15 protein-coding genes and 1 riboswitch are annotated in these 17575 nt (G+C 71.6%); of the genes, 9 read left to right on the top strand and 6 right to left on the bottom strand.

All coding sequences use genetic code 11. From position 1 onward, the window contains the following. Positions 1–204 precede the first annotated feature (204 nt). A complete protein-coding gene (locus ACFWBT_RS06850; RefSeq protein ID WP_385696830.1) occupies positions 205–711 on the top strand; it encodes a DUF664 domain-containing protein in 507 nt (168 codons plus the stop codon). Here the strand turns inward: ACFWBT_RS06850 and ACFWBT_RS06845 are convergent. Together ACFWBT_RS06845 and ACFWBT_RS06840 are read right to left on the bottom strand one after the other, a co-directional pair. Next, positions 699–1763, bottom strand: a complete 1065-nt coding sequence (locus ACFWBT_RS06845; protein ID WP_385696827.1) for an adenosine deaminase — start codon at positions 1761–1763, stop codon at positions 699–701. The genes ACFWBT_RS06850 and ACFWBT_RS06845 overlap by 13 nt on opposite strands. Positions 1764–1815: 52 nt before the next feature. Then, the gene (locus ACFWBT_RS06840; RefSeq protein ID WP_266755195.1) at positions 1816–2208 is read right to left on the bottom strand and encodes a VOC family protein; all 393 of its coding nucleotides are present in this window, start codon (positions 2206–2208) and stop codon (positions 1816–1818) included. Between the two features lie 422 nt (positions 2209–2630). Here ACFWBT_RS06840 and ACFWBT_RS06835 point away from each other — a divergent pair, with 422 nt between their 5' ends. Both ACFWBT_RS06835 and sph read left to right on the top strand, forming a co-directional pair. Beyond that, positions 2631–3431 (top strand): phosphatase PAP2 family protein, encoded by an 801-nt coding sequence (locus ACFWBT_RS06835; protein ID WP_385696824.1) that lies wholly within the window; start codon positions 2631–2633, stop codon positions 3429–3431. Positions 3432–3625: 194 nt separating this feature from the next. Then, positions 3626–4612 (top strand): sphingomyelin phosphodiesterase, encoded by a 987-nt coding sequence (sph, locus tag ACFWBT_RS06830; RefSeq protein WP_385696821.1) that lies wholly within the window; start codon positions 3626–3628, stop codon positions 4610–4612. A 42-nt stretch (positions 4613–4654) separates the two neighbouring features. Here sph and ACFWBT_RS06825 read toward each other — a convergent pair whose 3' ends face one another. Beyond that, on the bottom strand, positions 4655–5587 hold the full coding sequence (locus ACFWBT_RS06825) for an aldo/keto reductase (RefSeq protein WP_385696819.1): 933 nt from the start codon (positions 5585–5587) through the stop codon (positions 4655–4657). A gap of 1001 nt (positions 5588–6588) precedes the next feature. Between ACFWBT_RS06825 and ACFWBT_RS06820 the strand changes: the two genes are divergently transcribed. From ACFWBT_RS06820 to ACFWBT_RS06810, 3 genes are all read left to right on the top strand, one after another. Next, the gene (locus ACFWBT_RS06820) at positions 6589–6762 is read left to right on the top strand and encodes a CsbD family protein (RefSeq protein WP_385696816.1); all 174 of its coding nucleotides are present in this window, start codon (positions 6589–6591) and stop codon (positions 6760–6762) included. 1200 nt (positions 6763–7962) lie between these two features. After that, complete coding sequence (locus ACFWBT_RS06815) at positions 7963–8538, top strand: DUF5994 family protein (protein WP_385696813.1); 576 nt, start codon at positions 7963–7965, stop codon at positions 8536–8538. A gap of 129 nt (positions 8539–8667) precedes the next feature. Continuing rightward, a complete protein-coding gene (locus ACFWBT_RS06810; protein WP_385696811.1) occupies positions 8668–9252 on the top strand; it encodes a hypothetical protein in 585 nt (194 codons plus the stop codon). Between the two features lie 154 nt (positions 9253–9406). Here the strand turns inward: ACFWBT_RS06810 and ACFWBT_RS06805 are convergent, their stop codons facing one another. The 3 genes from ACFWBT_RS06805 to ACFWBT_RS06795 all read right to left on the bottom strand — a co-directional run bounded on the left by ACFWBT_RS06805 (position 9407) and on the right by ACFWBT_RS06795 (position 13098). Further along, positions 9407–9802 (bottom strand): DUF5994 family protein, encoded by a 396-nt coding sequence (locus ACFWBT_RS06805; RefSeq protein ID WP_385696808.1) that lies wholly within the window; start codon positions 9800–9802, stop codon positions 9407–9409. Positions 9803–10586: 784 nt separating this feature from the next. Beyond that, on the bottom strand, positions 10587–11963 hold the full coding sequence (locus tag ACFWBT_RS06800; RefSeq protein ID WP_385696805.1) for a phospholipase: 1377 nt from the start codon (positions 11961–11963) through the stop codon (positions 10587–10589). A 301-nt stretch (positions 11964–12264) separates the two neighbouring features. Beyond that, positions 12265–13098, bottom strand: coding sequence for an alpha/beta fold hydrolase (locus ACFWBT_RS06795; RefSeq protein WP_385696802.1), 834 nt, complete (start codon positions 13096–13098; stop codon positions 12265–12267). Between the two features lie 275 nt (positions 13099–13373). After that, positions 13374–13467, top strand: a riboswitch (TPP riboswitch). Here ACFWBT_RS06795 and ACFWBT_RS06790 point away from each other — a divergent pair. From ACFWBT_RS06790 to gndA, 3 genes are all read left to right on the top strand, one after another. Continuing rightward, positions 13459–14859 carry a purine-cytosine permease family protein gene (locus ACFWBT_RS06790; protein ID WP_385696799.1) on the top strand — a complete coding sequence of 467 codons (1401 nt, stop codon included), beginning with the start codon at positions 13459–13461 and terminating at the stop codon, positions 14857–14859. It overlaps the preceding riboswitch by 9 nt. A 134-nt stretch (positions 14860–14993) precedes the next feature. Continuing rightward, on the top strand, positions 14994–15791 hold the full coding sequence (gene thiD / locus ACFWBT_RS06785) for a bifunctional hydroxymethylpyrimidine kinase/phosphomethylpyrimidine kinase (RefSeq protein WP_385696796.1): 798 nt from the start codon (positions 14994–14996) through the stop codon (positions 15789–15791). Between the two features lie 297 nt (positions 15792–16088). Next, positions 16089–17531, top strand: a complete 1443-nt coding sequence (gene gndA / locus ACFWBT_RS06780) for an NADP-dependent phosphogluconate dehydrogenase (RefSeq protein WP_385696794.1) — start codon at positions 16089–16091, stop codon at positions 17529–17531. The last annotated feature ends 44 nt before the right edge of the window (positions 17532–17575 follow it).

Raw genomic sequence — 17575 nt, 5'->3', positions numbered from 1 at the left:
CGGCGCGGTATACCCGTGCACCCGCGAGGGACCACCCGGCTCCACGGGCCGCCCGCGACAGGGCGGGGGCTCATGGGCGCGCGATCACCGGGTGAGGTGCCGCGGGCACGTGATCGCCGCCGCGGCGGGTGTCGCGGACACGTCGCCGGGCCCGACGCTCGGGTTCCGGACGCAGGGACGGGCCCGATGCGCGATGGTGGATCCATGCTTGCGAAGGACATCCTCAGCGACGCGTTCGGCCGCATCCGGGAAGAAGTCCATGCCGCCGTCGACGGCCTCCCGCCGGACGACCTCAACGCCCGTCCCGGCGAGACCGCCAACTCGATCTCCTGGCTGGTCTGGCATCTCACCCGTATCCAGGACGACCATGTCGCCGACGCCGCCGGGACCGAGCAGGTCTGGCTCACCGAGGACTGGGCGAAGCGCTTCGGGCTCGACCTGCCTCGGCGCGACACCGGGTACGGCCACACGTCCGCGAAGGTCGCCCGGGTACGGGTGGAGTCGGGCGACCTGCTGACCGGCTACTACGACGCCGTTCACGAGCGGACCCTCGCGTTCATCGGCGGACTGGCCGCCCAGGACTTCGAGCGCGTCGTGGACGAACGCTGGGACCCGCCGGTCACCCTGGGCGTACGCCTGGTCAGCGTCCTGTCCGACGATCTCCAGCACGTCGGACAGGCCGCCTACCTCCGCGGACTTCAGCGGGCGTAGCCCGGAAGCACGACGTCCTCGATGAGGGCCTTGCGCTCGTCGAAGGGGATGAACGCGCTCTTGACCGCGTTCACCGTGACGGTGCGCAGGTCCTCGACGCCCCAGCCCGCCTCCTCGACGAGCAGCGACATCTCCCGGGTCATCGTCGTACCCGACACCAGGCGGTTGTCGGTGTTGAGGGTGACGCGGAAGCCGAGGTCGCGCAGGGCGGTGATGGGGTGCTCGGCGATGGAGGTCGCCGCGCCGGTCTGGAGGTTGGAGGTCGGGCACATCTCCAGGGCGATGCGGTTGTCGCGCACCCAGCCGGCGAGGCGGCCGAGCTTGCCGTCCACGATGTCCTCGGTGATCCGGACGCCATGGCCGATGCGCTGGGCGCCGCAGACCTGGAGAGCCTGATGGATGCTGGGCAGACCGTGGGCCTCACCGGCGTGGATCGTGAACGGGACGCTCTCGCGGCGCAGGTGCTCGAAGGCGGCCAGGTGGTCGGCGGGCGGGAAGCCGTCCTCGGCGCCCGCGATGTCGAAGCCGACCACTCCGCCGTCCCGGAACGCCACCGCGAGGTCGGCGATCTCCCGGGTCCGGTCGAACATCCGCATGCCGCACAGCAGGGTGCCGACGCGCACCGGGGTGCCCGCCGCGGCCGCCTTGGCCATGCCCGCCGCGAGGCCCTCCTGCACGGTCTCGACGACCTCGGGCAGGGTCAGCCCGCCGTTCATCATCAGCTCGGGCGCGTACCGCACCTCGCCGTAGACGACACCGTCCTCGGCGAGGTCGAGGACGTACTCCTCGGCCGTGCGCAGCAGACCCTCGCGGGACTGCATCACGGCGAGGGTGTGCTCGAAGGTGGCTATGTAGCGCACCAGGTCACCGGAGTTGGCGGCTTCGTAGTACCAGTCGGCCAGGGCCTGCGGGTCCGTGGTGGGCAGGGTGTGGCCGACCGACTCCGCGAGCTCGACCAGGGTGGCCGGGCGCAGACCGCCGTCGAGGTGGTCGTGCAGGACCGCCTTGGGCAGGCGGCGGATCGTGTCGATGTCGATGCGGGGCGCGGTCATGTGCGGAGTTCCTCGGCAGGTCGTTCGGGTCGGAAGGGTGCGGGAAGGCAGGTCATTCGGCGGGCTGGAGCAGATCCCAGCGGTTGCCGTACAGATCCTGGAAGACGACGACCGAGCCGTACGGCTCGTGGCGGGGCTCCTCCAGGAAGGTCACGCCGGCGGCGCGCATCCGGGCGTGGTCGCGGGCGAAGTCGTCGGTGTGCAGGAAGAAGCCGACGCGTCCGCCGGTCTGGTCGCCGACCCGGCCGCGCTGCGCGTCGTTCTTGGCCCGGGCCAGGAGCAGTCCGGTCCCGCCGCCGTCCGTGCCCGGCTCGACGACGACCCAGCGGGAGCCGTCGGGCCTCGGGGTGTCCTCGACGAGGCGGAAACCGAGGGCTTCGGTGTAGTGGCGGATCGCCTCGTCGTAGTCGTCGACGACGAGGGTGACCAGGGCGATGCGTCTCATCGGACCTCTCCAGGGTTATACGTAACACGTAGCGTACGGCATCCCGTCAAGCGGCTCGGCGACGCTCTCCGCCGGGTGAAGCCGATCTCCGCCGGGCGGCACGGGCGCGATCCCGGGCCCCCGCAGGGCACGGGAGTGACCTCGGGCCCGCGCACGACACCGGAGTGAACACGGACCGCAGGGCGACACCGGAGTGACCACGGACCGCAGGGCGACGCAGAACCGCTCCCGGACCCGCGCGCGGCACGGGAGTGACCTCCAGCCCGATTCGTCTACAGTTGTGTAGACCGAATGTGCCATCGCGGTCGCCGTGGGCGAGGTCTCCTGACGCGTGCGCGCCCGCCACCGAAAGGGGCCACATCCATGTCCGCAGCCCCGGGCCTCGATCCCACACGCGAGGCCGATACCGCTCGACCCCCGTCGTGAAGCCCGCGGACACCGGCCAGGTCGCCGGTTCGACGGCGGTGGTGCGCCTGGTGGCGGCGGGAAGCATGGTCGCGTTCGTCCTGCTGACGCTGATCGTGACCGGCCACGACGGTGCCCCCTTGCCCGGCGACACGGCACTCACCTCCTGGTCCCTCGCCCACCGCCCGGACGTGGCGCTGGCCCTGGCACGCGGCGTGACGTACACCGGCACGGGAGTCGTCCCGTACACGCTGGTCGTGGTGGCGGGCCTCGTCCTCGGGCGGACGGCGCGACAGGGGGTCCGCACCGTCACCGCGTGCGTCTGCTGTCTGGCCGTCGCGCAGGCCGTCCGGTTCGCCGTGATGTCGCTGGTCGCCCGCCCCCGTCCCCCCGTCGCGGACTGGGCCACCCACGCCTCGGGCTGGTCCTTCCCCTCCGGACACACCACCACCTCCGCCGTCACCGGCGGACTGCTCGTCCTCGCGGTGCTCGCCCGGGCCCCGCGGTGCGAGAGAACCCTCGTCCTGCTCAGCGTCGGCTGGGCCGTGCTGGTCGGCCTCTCACGCGTCTACCTGGGCGTTCACTGGTTCTCCGACGTCCTGGGCGGCTGGCTGTTCGCGATCTGCTGGCTCAGCCTGTTCACGTACGTCGGCGCACGGTTCCTCCCCGGCGTCCACTCCACGGCATCGGCGCCCCGTCTCCGCCCGGGCCCCGCGGCCGAAGAGCGCCACGACGAACCCGACGACCGTCCCGACCTCCCCCCTGACTCCGCTTCGAGGGAGGCGCGGGCACCTCGTTCACCCCGGCCCACGGGGTGAACGACACAGGCGCCGAGGCCGCCGGTATCGGCGTCGGTGTCGGCGTGCTGCCTGTCGCGCAAGGTCGCAGCGAGGTCCGGCTCCGGACGTACTCGTCTGCGACATCCTTTCCGTGCACGGGAGTTACCTGACAGTAATCGCGGGTGATTTGATGTGCGGCGCCACACAACCCCCCTCACTCACAGGGAGACCCAGTGCCGCTCTCCTCACCGCGCCGTACGCAGGGCGCGGCCATGCTTGTTCTGTCGCTGACCGCAGCGGGGCTCGTCGGAGCCTCGCCTGCCTCGGCGGCCCAAGCGACAACGCCTTCGATGAGGGTGCTGACGTACAACGTCTTCCTCATGAGCAAGAACCTGTACCCGAACTGGGGACAGGACCACCGGGCCGCCGAGATACCGAAGACCTCGTTCTTCCGTGGGCAGGACGTCGTCGTTCTGCAAGAGGCGTTCGACAATGCGGCGTCGGACGCCCTGAAGGGCGCGGCGGCGGCCGAGTACCCGTACCAGACCCCGGTCGTCGGGCGGAGCAAGAGCGGCTGGGACGCGACGGGCGGGGCGTACTCGTCGACCACGCCGGAGGACGGCGGGGTGACCGTGCTGAGCAAGTGGCCGATCGTGCGCAAGGAGCAGTACGTCTACAAGGACGCGTGCGGTGCGGACTGGTGGTCCAACAAGGGCTTCGCCTATGTGGTGCTGAATGTGAACGGCACCAAGGTCCATGTGATCGGAACCCATGCGCAGTCCACCGACTCCGGGTGTGGCACCGGGGAGGCGGCGTCGATGCGCAGCCGCCAGTTCAAGGCCATCGACGCGTTCCTGGACGCCAGGAACATCCCGGCGGACGAACAGGTCCTGGTCGCCGGTGACCTCAACGTCGATTCGCGCAGCACGGAGTACGCCTCGATGCTCGCGGACGCGGACCTGGTGGGGGCGAACGCGCGGACCGGGCACCCGTACTCCTTCGACACGCAGGAGAACTCGATCGCCCTGGACCGCTACCCGACCGACCCCCGCGAGGATCTCGACTACGTCCTCCACCGGGCCGGTCACGCGCGCCCGGCGGTCTGGAAGAACGAGGTCGTCAAGGAGCGGTGCGCGCCCTGGACGGTGTCCAGTTGGGGCACCGACTACACGTACACGAATCTCTCGGACCACTACCCGCTGAGCGCGTCCGCGGGCTGAGCGCGAAGGGCCCCTGCCCCGGGCGGGCGGGGGCCCTTGGTGTCACGCGTCCCCGGTGTCCTCGGCGTCCCCGGTGTCCCGGGTGTGCAGCGCGTCGAGGCGGGCGAGCTGCGCGTCCGTCAGACGCAGGGCGCCGGCCGCGATGTTCTCGGCCAGGTGGTCCGGGTTGCCGGTGCCGGGGATGGCGAGCACCTGCGGACCCTGCCGGAGGGTCCAGGCGAGGCGGATCTGGGCGGGCGTCGCGTCGTGCGCCGCGGCGACGGCGGTCACCTCGGCCTCGCCGACGTCCCCCGGGCCCAGCGCGCCGCCGTTGCCCGCGATGGCGAAGAACGGCACGAAGGCGATGCCGTGCTCTCCGCAGGCCCGCACGACGGCGTCGCCCGCGGGGGACGGGAGGTCGAGACCGTACCGGTTCTGCACGGACACCACCGGAGCGATGGCACGGGCCTCGTCGAGGTGCCGGGCCTCGATATCGGCGATCCCGAGGTGCCGGATCAGCCCCGCGTCCCGCAGGTCGGCGAGCGCTCCGAAGTGTTCGGCGATCGAATCCTGGCCCATGCGGCGGAGGTAGACCAGGTCCAGGTGGTCGCGGCCGAGCTGGCGCAGGTTCTCCTCGACGTGGGAGCGCAGTTGGTCGGGCCGGGCGGCGGCACCCCACTCCCCCGCGTAGTCGCGGAAGGGCCCGACCTTCGTGGCGACGACGAGGTCATCGGCGTACGGCGCGAGGGCGCTGTTGATCAACTCGTTCGCGGAACGCAGCGAGGAGAAGTAGAAGGCGGCGGTGTCGATGTGGTCGACGCCCAGCTCGACCGCGCGCCGCAGCACGGCGATCGAGCGTGCGCGGTCGCTCGGCGTCCCGTGGTGGAGGGCCGCGCTGCCCGTCAGCCGCATCGCACCGAATCCGATGCGGTTGACGGTGAGTTCGCCGAGTGTCCAGGTGCCCGCGGCTGCCGCGGTGATCGTTTCTGCGGTCATCGCGGCAGTTTCGCACGCGGTCCGCGGAACGGTGTCGACCGGCTGCTCGGCCCTGGGAACGAGACCGGATGCGTTCGCGTGTCCGGCTCGCACGAAGGCGACCACGGCGCGTGCACGAGCGACGGGGGTCACCGGGCCCGGATCATCGCGCAGCAGACCTCCCAAGTACCGTGGGCGCAAGGGACATACGCAGGCCACCATGCCTCGGCCCGCTGGTTCACGCGTCGGACGGCCGCCGCCGCTGGTGCACGGCGGCGGCCGTGGTCGCGAGGACGCGAGGCCCCCCGGCCATCGTGTCCGCGCGCGCTGCCCTCCGCGGCGGCGGGGTTGCGGGAGCACCCCGAGTGGAAACGCCGGGAGGACGGAAGCTGGAGCCGCGTTCTCCGGTGATGCGGCTCCGGCCGGCCTCGACTGCGACTCGGGGGCTGGGAGCCTGGGGAGGGGACTCGTCGGTTCCGTCGATTCCGACACGGACGAAGTCCCGCCTGCCCTGTTGGGAGCGTAGAGCAGTTGCAGGACGAGCGGAACAGGGCCTGACGTACGCGTTCTCCCCACGCCCGTGTCTTCGGCACCTGGCAGCCGCGGTCGGCGGGAACGGTGTCCACCCGCCCGGACATCTCATCGATACCGGGGACTGGGATCTCACACGGCCTGGTCCTGCCCGGGGACGGCCGAGCGCACGCGGGACCTGCGTCCACAGCCCGGCACTCTCGCCGAGGCGACCCTCTTCACTCCGGCAGCCCCAGGGCGTCCCCGAGAACTCCCCTGTGCCGACGTCTTGTTGACAGGGGAGGGCGCCGGGCGTTCACTGACAGGCCACGGCGCAGGGCCATGCCGCTCCGGACCATTCGGGCGAGTATTCCCCTTGCCGATCCGCCCTGCCCCCGCGGAACCACGACTTCCCGCGATCCGAGGTCCGGCGACGTCACGGATTCCGCTTTCTCCGCTGACCCGTTCCGACCGCGGCAGCAGGTGGTCCACCTTCAACGACGAGGCCGACCATGAGTGTTGGACGAACCGTCAAGAACAGGACGCAGGAGATCAAGGGCCGGATCTCCGAGGTGTTGGGCCGAGTCACCCGCAACAGGAAACTGGAACGGAAGGGCAAGGCCGAACGCGTCTCCGGCAATCTGAGGCAGGCGGGCGAGAAGGCGAGGCGCGCCTTCAGGCGGTGACCGCGAAGGCCCCGGGCTGTGCCCGTGCCCCGTCCTGCGGAGACCGCCCGGTCGACGTCAACGCGTAACTCTCTAGGAAGAATTGGGGAACGTCAGCCGTGCTCATCGTTGTGATCACCGCCTTGATCGTCCTCGCGACGACCGCCGTACTCATAGGACGTGGACCGGTCCGGGACGGCGGTCGGGGCAGCCGCGGGCCGAGCCTCCGCTTCGGCCCACCCTACGACCCTGCCCTCACCCGCGAGGACGCCGCCGACACGGCTGATCCCGGCCCCCGCGAGCCCTGAAGCCGTCCGGCTCCCTCCGAGCCGCGAACCGAACCGCCAGGAGGTCGCCCCGGACCATGCCCGAGCCCCGCTGGCCGCAGTATGGTTGGTTTTGGGTTGGTTCACTCTCACGTGCAACCGCCCGGAAGGGCGGCTCCGGCGTGTTTGCGCCGGAGCCGTTGCGTGAGGCTCGTGGCAGCCAGGACCGGGGACATCCGCTGATCATCGGCATCGCGCTTCTCACCGCCGATGGGGTCGGCGGCTGCGTCCGATGGTCCCGGCGCACCGGCCGTCACCCCGTGCGCCGACGGCGAGCAACGGGCGACCTCGTCCGGCACGCCCTGGAGCTCACGCCACGACGGCCGTCCGCCGGACCCCGGCCGGGAGTACTCTGGAGGTACCGAGGGCACTTCGTACACCGGCTTCGACGCCCGTGCCGTCCCCGGCGCTTCACGACACCGGGCCGGTCATGACCGGCCCGGGGCAGGGCCCGCCTCCCGACCGCCACCACGTCGGACAAGCCCGCGGTCGACGACCGGCCCTCCTCCTTTTCTTCACCGCCATCGATCCGGCTCCGGTCGGCGGCACCCAGCCCGGCCCCCGCCCTGATCCACGGCGCACGGTGGCCACGCTCCCGCGACCTGACGGCCGGACCTCCCGCGCTCACCGCCGTATCACCGCATCTCCCCAACCGGCCCCGCGGAGACCGAGGTCGACCGAGTGCGGAATCCGGCGGCAGCCCTCTGACAGACATGCGGTCGGCTCGGTTCGCGTTCGGAACCGGTGCCCCGACAGGGCCCGTCCGACCTTCCGCGGGAGTACCGTGGAGGCATCGAGAGTACTTCGCACACCGGCCGCCATGCCGGTGTCGTTCTCGGCGAGTGACGACACCGGGCCGCCGCCCCGAGCAGCGGCCGGAAGACAGGTACGCGCGATGTCCGCGACCACCAGCCACACCCCCCTGCGGATCGTGCCCTTCAGGGCCCCGACCGCTCGTCTCGCGCTGAAGACCGTCAGCACGCCCCGAGGACCTCTCGACGGAGCCTGGTGGCCCCGCTCCCGGGATCTGGCTGACGAACTCTCCGCCCTGGCCGACGTATTGGACCCCTTGTCCGGACGGATCACCCGGATCGCCGTCAACCCGACGTACTGGCCGACCATCCCGGACAGTGTGCCCGTCAACGGTCGCATGGTGAAGGTCGGATGGTTCACAACGGAGCTGGACCCCCACAAGATCCTGCTGCTTTCCCACACGACGGGCAGCTGGAACCTGCTGGTGATCCCCCCGGAGACCAGCACCCAGGCCGCCGGCCGCCTGATGGCCGCCGCGAGCGACGGCTCCGGCCCTCCGACGACCGCGAGCGCGCTCATGGCTGCGGAACACGCCCTTCACGGCGGTTCCCCGGCTGACCGGCCGCAGGATGCCGCGGAATCCTGGGGGGACGGGGATGACGCCTCCCCCTACCGGCCGACCACTGCCCGGCGAAGCCGCCTGACCACGGCGAGGTGAGCGCCATGGCCACCGCCGTCGCCTTCGGCAACTCTCGGGTATGACGCCTGGTTTACCCCGTCGACTCCTGCTGCCACGATGCCGAGTCCGGGGATGAACATCCCGCGGCCCCCGGGGGGAGAGGCTCAGATGTCAGAGGTGTACTTGCGCAGGCTGTCCCGATGGCAGGCCGAACAGCAGCGGGACGCCGTCGCGGACGTCCACGTCGCGGCCTACCACGGAGCCTCCGGCGCCGAATACCGCGACCGCCAGGGCTTTCTGAGCCGCTTCGAGCAGCATGTGCAGCGCCCGGCCTTCGACATGGTGGTCGCCGACATGGGTGGCCTGGTCGGCTGCGCCTACGGGTACCGGATCCCTCGAACCGGCGACTGGTGGTCAGGCTTTCGAGGAGAGCTTCCCACCGACATCGAGGAACTCACCGCCTCCAGCCGTACGTTTCTGCTGGCCGAGTTGATGGTGCTGCCCGCCCACCGCCGCGTCGGCGTCGCGACACGCCTGGGTGAGTGGCTGCTGGCACGCCTCGACACCGATCTGGTCGTCGCGGCCGTGGACAGGTCCGGCTACGACCACGAGAACGCGGCGGCAGGGACCTTGCGCGCCTGGGGCTGGACGAAGCTCGGCGAACTCGGCTCCCACGCCCCTTCCGGATCCGATGCCGGTCCCGGCCGGGCAGGGGCCGCTCAAGAGGTGTGGATCCGGAGACCGCCGGAGTGATCCCGCACGGCCCCGGGCGAGCGAGGCGTCGCCCCCCCCGGGGCCGTGCACGGATCGTGCCACCCACGCCGTCCCGCAGGCGGAGATACTCCCGCCCCGGTTCCCCGTACGGACGAGCCGACCGTGTGGTGCGGGCTGCCGCAACCGGGTCCCGTCAGCGAGCGCCGACCGCAGCGGCCGCCATCAGCGGCTCGGCGTCCGCCGCGTCGAGTTCCGGCGGCACGACCAGCAGGTCCCTACGGTCCCGGCCGTTGCTGAGCAGGGAGATGGTGTGCCGGCCACGGGACCCGGCCGACCTGCGCAGCCGAACGACGTGGTTGGCGACGAGCATGCGTCCGGGCGACATCGGCCACATCTCCGTGTTGACGTCCACGGCGGTGATGTGTCCCCACCTACGTGGCAACATGCCGATCAGAAGCGGGAGTTCGACGAGGAGATCGCGCGAGCGGGGCCACCATGCCCCGTCGATGCGCCGCGGCAGGGCGCTGTGCGGCGCCAGCCGCACGCGGGCGAGGGGCAGGGAGGGCAGGGGTTCGAGGACGGCGGCCATGGAAGCTCCTGTCTGGGGGCACGCCTTCGGCGTGCCGATGACTCGCGCGCCGTGACCCGGCGGTGAGCGGGGCGGCTCGGTCGAGCCGGGCGACGGGCAGAGCCCGTTGAACTCGGTGGCCGGGGTGCGAACCGCGTGGCCGGGGACTCGGGCTGCCGTCGTGTGTGAGTGCGCGGGCCCTCAGTCGACGGCTCCGCTCCTGTGGTCACTCCGCTCGTCATGGACAAGGCACGGGCGGAATGCGCGGGCGGGACCACGCTCGGCCTCGGAGTGGACGCCGGTTCGGTCCCTGCGTCGTCGGCCCGCATACCCCGGCCGGACCGGCAAGGGGACTTCGGCCGCCGCACGGCCGCGCTCGGGGCGAACGCCTTCGGCCGTCATAGGGCGGAACCTGCCCCGGGCCATGAGCCACCCGGCGTCGTCCTGCGCCGGGGACGAGACCGGCCCGATCACCGGCGTACGACGTGCCCTCGGTTCCCCCACCGTACCCCGCCCGCCGGGATACGGGACTTCGGAGACCGCACGTCTTGCGCAGGCCTGCCCACACCCTTCCCTTCCAGCTCTCGCGCAGATCGCCCCGCTTCCGGTATCCGTGGAGGACCTGGTCTTGTCGAAGGCACCGTTCACCGTTCCGGGCCGGTCGGCCGCGGCCGCCGTGGAACGGACTGTCTGGGAGCCGAACCGGTCCCAGACAGCCCCGACCCCACCGGCCTTGCCGGGCGGGCCCCGCGTGGACCACTCCCCCGCAGGTGCGCCCGCCGCATGACGTGCGGTCTCAGCTGGGCTACGGATAGGTGTAGGTGTTCAGCGTATTCACCGCGGAAGCGGGATCGCCCAGGTCGTAGCGGTCCACGGCGAGGAAGTTGGGCTTCTTGCGGGCGGCCGGCTGGCAGAAGCGGCGGGCGCGGTCGACGAGTTTGGTGTTGTCCGTGGCTGCGGTTCCGGAGAGGGCGGCGTCGCGGAAGTGGTTCATCACGAAGAGGGGGCGGAAGCCCGGCTCGGTGCGGGTGAGCGGGACGTTCGTGCCCGCGTCGTACCAGCGGCTGTAGCAGGACCAGTCGGAGGAGCCGATGCCGGAGCCCATGGACCAGTAGTTCTCGACGGTCCACTCGCGCTGGTACATGACGCCGAAGCTGTCCCGGGTGAGTCCGGCGGACTCGTCGGAGGAACGGCTGTGGTCGGTGAAGATCAGCAGGCGCCGGCCGGCGGCGGTCAGTTCGGCGAGCTTCGGCCAGCCGTTCTCGCGCACGCCGGTCAGGTCGGGGCGGTAGAGAACGTCGGACAGGCCGTTCACGCGGGCGAGTTCGGCGCGCAGGACGCCGGGATCGACGTAGTCCTCCAGGAACACGGTGACGAACTGGTCGGGGTGCTGCTTGAGGAAGTCGACCACGCGCTGCAGGTCGACCCACAGCGCGACCGGCCTGCTGACGAGGGTGCAGCTGTTGTGGCAGAGGATCGCGCCGTCCGGCGTCTGGTGCAGGTCGAGCATGAACCCGCGTACCCCGTCGGCGAGTTGCTGGTTGATGCCGCGCTTCTGATTGGGTACCAGATTGACGAAGGGCGGCGCGAATCCACCGTCCACTCCGTTGGCGTAGGCGTTGTGGGCCGTGAGGAACGTGACCTGGTCCAGGGTGCGTTGATCCTGGGACGGCATGGGCCGGGTCTCGGGCGCGACCGGGGTCAGATACCAGGTGGCGAGGCCGCCCCGCGCGCCGACCGCCAGCTGGGCGGGGTAGTTGGCGCCTGAGGTCTTGGCGCCGACCGTCAAGTAGCGGTCCGTTCCCGGAGCCTTGAGCGTGTACTGGTCGGCGCCGCTCGCGGCCACCTCCCACGCGGCGTCGGCGCTCGAACAGGCCACGGTCCGGGCCTGGTCGCCCACGCGACCCAGACAACTGCCCTTGCTGTCCGCGCTTTCGAGAACGGTCGAGGAACCAAGCGCGCGCAGGGTCCACTGCTGGTGGTCCTCGTTGCCCTTGGGGTTGTGCTGGACGACCGCGCCGGCGCTGTCGGCGGCGTTCAGTCCCGTGGTCGCGCTCTGGACGAAATAGGCGCCCGCGGCCGGAACCTCTGCCGCACCGACGGCATCGGCGGGCGCCGGGACGGCGAGGACGGTGCTCAGTACGGCGGTGGCGGCGAGCAGGGAGCGTGGGCTCGGTCTCATGACACGTGATCCCTTCCTGTGGGGAGCATGAGCATGCCATGTGAGGGTGAGCGCCGACCGTACGGATCGCGTCAACAGTCGGTCTCGCGGCGCGCCAAGGACTCTGCGGGCAGCCCCGTCCGGGGCATGCGGCGCGGCGAACGGGTGCGGAGACCGGGTGCGGAGACCGGGTGCGGAGACCGGGTGCGGAAGACGGCGGCGGCGCTCACGCCCAACACGGGCGCAGCACACCGCCGTTCACCCTCCCTGCGACGTCAGGCAGTGCCCGTGGGACGATGCCGGGCCGTACCGTCGGGCGATGTCAGGTGGTGTCGGAGGGAGTGCCGGGGTGCGCGATCCGCGCGGCGAAGGCGGCGATGTCGGCGACCACGCGTTCGGGCTGTTCCCAGTGGACGACATGGCCGGTGCCCTCGTAGGCGAGGAAGTCGGCGCCGTGCACGGCGTTCAGGATGGTCTGCTGGTCTTCGCGGGGCAGATACTCGTCCTGGTCGCCCCAGATGACGAGGGTGGGCACCAGGATGCCCGCGAGGGTCGCGCCCAGATCGGCGTCGAGGAGACCGCCCAGAGTCTCCTGCCAGACGTACGCGGGGAGTTTGAGGCTCTCCTCGACCATGGTCTCGATGAATCCCCGGGCGATCGGGCGGGCCGCGGTGCCGGCCATGAAGTCCTCGACGAACGCGCGGGGCACGGGATCGGCGAGGCCTTCCACCGCCTCGCGCACCGCGGCCGCCACCGGCTTGTCCGCGAGGGTCCCGGGGACACCGAGCAGAACCAGACCGGCGATGCGGTCGGGGTGGCTGCCGGCGACGATCCGGGCCGGTACGCCGCCGCTGGACGCCCCGACCAGAATCGCGCGGGGGATGTCGGCCGCGTCGAGGAAGGCCACCAGGTCGGCGGCGAAATCGTCGGGAGTGTAGCCCTCGGGAGGCCGGTCCGCATCGCCGTGTCCGCGCTGCGTGGGGGCGTAGCCGTGCAGGGACGCCGGAAGGCGCCTCAGGACGGGCTCGAAGGACCACCAGGAGTCGGCCAGACCGTGCACGAAGACGACCGGTGTGCCACTGGGGTAACCGGCTTCGGCGTACGGGAGGGTGAGCCCTTCCCGCACCTGCGCGGACTTCAGGGAGATCACGGTCACGGCACCCTGCCTCCTTCCGCCCGGCCACCGGGTCCGGGAACCCGGGAGCGGAGAGCGAGCGGCGATCACTTCCGACAGTACCGAGGGGCGGCACGCACCGCGCTGCGGGGAAGCCCGGCCGAGCCACCCGAATGAATCGGAGGTGTTCGGTCGCGTACTGCTCCAGGTGGGTGGCGCGAAGGGCCGTGGGGGTGCCGCCCCCGCGGGGACCGGTGTCCCGGGGCCGGCACCTCCGCCGTACACAGGAGCGAGGGGATGGGGTTACTGTGTCCGTCGTACCGGACACGGGGTGCCCCTCCAGGGGCTGAGATCACACCCGTCGAACCTGAACCAGTTCGTACTGGCGGAGGGATGTCTTCCATGCCATTGGCGCATGTTTTCGACGGGCCGCCCGTCGACAGCCGGCCCGCCGTCTTCGACGGACGTATGCCTGCCGCACCCGGCGACCTGCGGGTGGAGGGGCACGGCATCGAGCCGGTTCCCGAGAACAACCGGTACGGCGGGGCCGGGCGGCTGTTCACCGTGTGGTTCGCCCCGAACCTCACGATGACGGGCGTGTTCACCGGCACCATCGGCATCGCGCTCGGCCTGGACTTCGGCACCGCCCTCGCGGCGGTCGTCCTCGGTACCGTGCTCGGCGCGCTGCCCACCGCCTACCTCAGCACCTGGGGCGGCCTCACCGGCACCGGCCAACTCCCCCTCGCGCGGCTCGCGTTCGGCCGGGCAGTGGTGCTGCCCGGGATGCTCCAGTGGCTGTCCTCGGTCGCCTGGGACGCGTTGATCGGCCTGTTCGGCGGGGACGCGCTGGCGCGGCTGTGCGGCTGGCCGTTCTGGCTCGGCGTGCTGGTCATGATGGTTGCCCAAGGGGCCCTCGGTGTCCTCGGCTACGAAGCGATCCACCGTCTCCAGATCGTCATGACGTTCGTGCTCGCCGTCGCCTTCGCGGTCATCGCCTGGCGGATGCTCGACGGCGTCCACCCCGCCGCGACGGGAGCCGCCGCCGGGGCCGACCGCGCGGGCGCGTTCGTCCTGACCAGCACCATCGCGCTCAGCCTCTCGCTGTCCTGGGCGCCGTACGCCAGTGACTTCAGCCGCTATCTGCCGCGCGCCACCTCCCGCCCGCGGATGTTCTGGTGCACCCTGCTCGGCCTCGTGGTGTCCTTTCTGGCCGTTCAGGTCCTCGGGCTGTGGGGCGCGTCCGTGCTGACCGACCAGACGGCGGCGGGCGTCGACGAGTTGCTGGGCGGCGGGACGGCGGGCGCGTTCGGGCTGCTGGCCGTGGCGCTGGCGGCGGTGTGCAGCAACGCGATGAACGACTACAGCGGTTCGCTGGCCCTGCAGACCCTGGGCGTGCGGATACCGCGTCCGGTGGCCGCCGCGCTGGCCGCCGGGCTCGGCTTCCCCCTGGTGCTGTGGATGCACGCCGCCGACACCACGGCCCGCTTCCAGAACGTGCTGCTGTTCGTGGGCTATTGGATCCCCGGGTTCGTCGCGATCGTCGTCGTCGACTGGATCGCCCGCGGACGGGAGCGCGGCGGCGCCCCGGTCGATCTCGCCGTCGAGACCGCCCGCCCGCGTTCCGGACGGGCGTCACTGGTCGCCTTCGTCGGGGCATTCGGCGCGGCCGTGCCGTTCATGGACACGGGCCTGTACGTCGGTCCGGTGGCCCACGCGCTGCACGGCGCCGACCTCTCCTACTACGTGGCCTTCCTCGTCGCCCTCGCCCTCTACGCCCCGCTGCGGCTGCGCCGCCGCGCCTAGGCACCGTCCGACGGGCCCGTCCGAGGAAACCGTCCGAGGGGCCCGTCCAACACGCCCGCCCGACGCGCCCGTTCGTCGCTCCGCTGGCCGGGAGGGACTCGCGCCGCAAGCCGTATCCGAGAGGAACACCTCGTATGACCACGCCGCCCCGCGTTCTGACCATCGCCGGTTCCGACTCCGGCGGAGGCGCCGGAATCCAGGCCGACCTGAAGACGATGCTGGCGCTGGGCGCCCATGGGATGAGCGTGCTCACCGCGGTGACGGCGCAGAACTCCGTTGGTGTGCAGGGTGCTTGGGAACTGTCCGAGGAGGCGGTGCGCGCCCAGTACCGCAGTGTCGTCGACGACATCGGCGTCCAGGCCGTGAAGACCGGGATGCTGTCGTCGCCCGGACTGGTCACCACGGTCGCCGCACTGCTGTCCGACGTGGCCGCCCCGGTCGTGGTGGACCCGGTGAGCGTCTCCAAGCACGGGGACCGGCTTCTCGCCGACGACGCGCTGGACGCCGTACGGACCCGGTTGCTGCCGCGGGCGACGGTGGCCACCCCGAATCTCGACGAGGTCGCCCAACTCACCGGGCTGAAGGTGAAGGACGAGGAGGGCATGCGCAGGGCCGCCGACCGGTTGCTCGCCTTCGGTCCGCGTTGGGTGCTGGTGAAGGGCGGCCATCTGCCGGGGCAGGCCGTCGATCTGCTCACCGACGGAACGGCGGAGCACTGGCTGCGCGCCCCGCGCCACGACAACCGGCACACGCACGGCACCGGGTGCACGCTCGCCTCGGCCGTCGCGGTGGGCCTGGCCGAGGGCCTGTCGGTGCCGGATGCCGTTCGGCGGGCCAAGGAGTACGTGACCGCCGCCATCGAGGCCGGGTTCGCGCTCGGCGCCGGTATCGGACCGGTGGACCACGGCTGGCGACTGCGCCGGAACCTCTGAGTCCGGGCGCCGTCCCGACGGCCCGGAGCGGCCAAGTCCAGGCGCCGTCCAGAGGACCGGAGCGGTCGGTCCGGGTGCCACCCGGAGGACCGGAGCGGTCGGGTCCGGGTGCCGTCCGGAGGACGGAGCGGTCGGGTCCGGGTGCCGTCCGGAGATCCGAGCGCCCGATGCACCGCACCAGCTGCCTCCGAAGGTGAACACCCCGCCCCCTGTCGTGCGTACTGATCGGCACAGCGACAGTCGTCTGCTCGCCCGTCAGGTACGCGGGGAGGCAGATCCGGATCCAAGGAGCACACCATGAAGGCGACCGCGCAGATCGGCGTCACAGGGCTCGCGGTGATGGGCCGCAATCTGGCCCGCAACTTCGCCCGGAACGGCTACACCGTCGCCGTCCACAACCGCACCCCCGCTCGCACCAAGGCACTCGTCGAGGAGTTCGGACATGAGGGCGCCTTCGTGGCGGCCGAGTCGGCCGAGGAGTTCGTGGCGGCGCTGGAGCGCCCCCGCCGCCTGATGATCATGGTGCAGGCGGGTGCGGCCACCGACGCCGTCATCGAGGAGTTCGCGCCGCTGCTGGAGACCGGCGACATGATCATCGACGGCGGCAACGCCCACTTCACCGACACCCGGCGTCGTGAACAGTCGCTGCGCGAGCGCGGCATCCACTTCGTCGGCGCGGGCGTGTCCGGCGGCGAGGAGGGTGCCCTGCACGGGCCGAGCATCATGCCCGGCGGCTCCCCGGAGTCGTACGCCTCGCTCGGCCCGATGTTCGAGTCGATCAGCGCCAAGGTGGACGGCGAGCCCTGCGCCACGCACATCGGCACGGACGGTGCCGGGCACTTCGTCAAGATGGTGCACAACGGCATCGAGTACGCCGACATGCAGCTGATCGGCGAGGCCTACGACCTGCTCCGCCGCGTCGGCGGCTACACGCCGGCGCAGATAGCGGAGATCTTCCGGCGCTGGAACAAGGGCCGCCTCGACTCGTACCTGATCGAGATCACCGCCGAGGTCCTCGCGCACAAGGACGCCGCCACCGGTGAGCCGTTCGTGGACGTCGTGGTCGACGCCGCCGGGCAGAAGGGCACCGGCCGCTGGACCGTGCAGACCGCCCTCGATCTCGGCTCCCCGGTCACCGCCATCGCGCAGGCGACCTTCGCCCGCGCCGCCTCCAGCCAGGCCGGACTGCGCGCCGCCTACCAAGGCCTGCCCGGCGGCACCCACTGGGACCTGTCGGGAACGGAGGCCGAGCGGTTCACCAGCCAGGTCGAACACGCCCTGTACGCATCGAAGTTGATTGCGTACGACCAGGGCTGGAAGATGATCCTGGACGCCGCCGCCGAGTACGGCTGGGACATCGACCTCGGCGAGGTGGCGAAGATCTGGCGCGGCGGCTGCATCATCCGCGCCGCGTTCCTCGACCGTATCCGCGCCGCGTACGCCGTCGATCCGGGCCTGGTCAGCCTGCTCTCGGACGCGGGGTTCGCCACCGAGATCAAGGACGCCCAGGTCCCGTGGCGCGAGGTCATCTCCACGGCCACTCGCCGAGGCGTCCCGGTGCCCGCCTTCTCCGCGGCCCTGTCGTACTACGACACCCTGCGCGCCGACCGTCTGCCCGCCGCCCTCACCCAGGGCCAGCGCGACTTCTTCGGCGCCCACACCTACCGGCGCACCGACCGTCAGGGCAGCTTCCACACGCTGTGGGGCGAGGCCGCCCGTGGTGCGACCGAGGTCCTGTGACCTCCGCCCGGCGATGAGCCGGGGCGGGGCGGGCCGGACATCCG

This window comes from Streptomyces sp. NPDC060027 (assembly GCF_042737005.1).
Taxonomy (GTDB): domain Bacteria; phylum Actinomycetota; class Actinomycetes; order Streptomycetales; family Streptomycetaceae; genus Streptomyces.
This window is presented reverse-complemented; position numbering and strand designations above follow the sequence as displayed.

Bases quoted from the DNA above. Each gene is read 5' to 3' on its own strand.
- ACFWBT_RS06850 (WP_385696830.1), top strand. From the start codon at position 205: ATGCTTGCGAAGGACATCCTCAGCGACGCGTTCGGCCGCATCCGGGAA.
- ACFWBT_RS06845 (WP_385696827.1), bottom strand. From the start codon at position 1,763: ATGACCGCGCCCCGCATCGACATCGACACGATCCGCCGCCTGCCCAAG.
- ACFWBT_RS06840 (WP_266755195.1), bottom strand. From the start codon at position 2,208: ATGAGACGCATCGCCCTGGTCACCCTCGTCGTCGACGACTACGACGAG.
- ACFWBT_RS06825 (WP_385696819.1), bottom strand. From the start codon at position 5,587: ATGACCGCAGAAACGATCACCGCGGCAGCCGCGGGCACCTGGACACTC.
- ACFWBT_RS06820 (WP_385696816.1), top strand. From the start codon at position 6,589: ATGAGTGTTGGACGAACCGTCAAGAACAGGACGCAGGAGATCAAGGGC.
- ACFWBT_RS06815 (WP_385696813.1), top strand. From the start codon at position 7,963: ATGTCCGCGACCACCAGCCACACCCCCCTGCGGATCGTGCCCTTCAGG.
- ACFWBT_RS06810 (WP_385696811.1), top strand. From the start codon at position 8,668: ATGTCAGAGGTGTACTTGCGCAGGCTGTCCCGATGGCAGGCCGAACAG.
- ACFWBT_RS06805 (WP_385696808.1), bottom strand. From the start codon at position 9,802: ATGGCCGCCGTCCTCGAACCCCTGCCCTCCCTGCCCCTCGCCCGCGTG.
- ACFWBT_RS06800 (WP_385696805.1), bottom strand. From the start codon at position 11,963: ATGAGACCGAGCCCACGCTCCCTGCTCGCCGCCACCGCCGTACTGAGC.
- ACFWBT_RS06790 (WP_385696799.1), top strand. From the start codon at position 13,459: ATGCCATTGGCGCATGTTTTCGACGGGCCGCCCGTCGACAGCCGGCCC.
- thiD (WP_385696796.1), top strand. From the start codon at position 14,994: ATGACCACGCCGCCCCGCGTTCTGACCATCGCCGGTTCCGACTCCGGC.
- gndA (WP_385696794.1), top strand. From the start codon at position 16,089: ATGAAGGCGACCGCGCAGATCGGCGTCACAGGGCTCGCGGTGATGGGC.